Origin of the sequence: Brevibacillus sp. RS1.1 (assembly GCF_013284365.1) — a bacterium.
GTDB classification, from domain to species: domain Bacteria; phylum Bacillota; class Bacilli; order Brevibacillales; family Brevibacillaceae; genus Brevibacillus; species Brevibacillus brevis_D.
This window is the reverse complement of sequence record NZ_JABSVA010000040.1, coordinates 1-436: the sequence shown is the minus strand read 5'-3', so window position 1 is coordinate 436 and position 436 is coordinate 1. Positions and strand designations below refer to the sequence as shown.

4 tRNA genes are annotated in these 436 nt (G+C 52.5%); all 4 read right to left on the bottom strand.

The features are described 5' to 3' along the window. Positions 1-44 precede the first annotated feature (44 nt). A tRNA-Val gene (locus HP570_RS29285) sits at positions 45-120 on the bottom strand. A 33-nt stretch (positions 121-153) separates the two neighbouring features. Next, positions 154-227 (bottom strand) — tRNA-Glu (locus tag HP570_RS29280). 19 nt (positions 228-246) lie between these two features. Further along, positions 247-322: transfer RNA gene (locus HP570_RS29275), tRNA-Thr, on the bottom strand. Between the two features lie 5 nt (positions 323-327). Then, a tRNA-Asn gene (locus HP570_RS29270) sits at positions 328-403 on the bottom strand. Positions 404-436: the final 33 nt, after the last annotated feature.

The following is a 436-nucleotide window of genomic DNA, read 5'->3' as shown; positions in this document are numbered from 1 at the left end:
AGACGTGGCGCTTTTAGCTGACCTTCCTTGCCCTTTGATAGTAGTGGTGGAGGCTGACGGGATCGAACCGCCGACCCTCTGCTTGTAAGGCAGATGCTCTCCCAGCTGAGCTAAGCCTCCAAATCACCCACAAGATGTAGGGATTTTTCTAAGTGACCCGTAGGGGATTCGAACCCCTGTATGACAGCGTGAAAGGCTGCTGTGTTAAACCGCTTCACCAACGGGCCAAGATCATAAGATTACATCTGGTGCTCCCGACAGGAATCGAACCTGCGACCTCTTCCTTACCATGGAAACGCTCTACCGACTGAGCTACAGGAGCATATATGGCTCCTCGGGACGGACTCGAACCGCCGACCGATCGGTTAACAGCCGATTGCTCTACCAACTGAGCTACCGAGGAACGTTGAAGGATTGTTCCTTCAAAACTGAATAC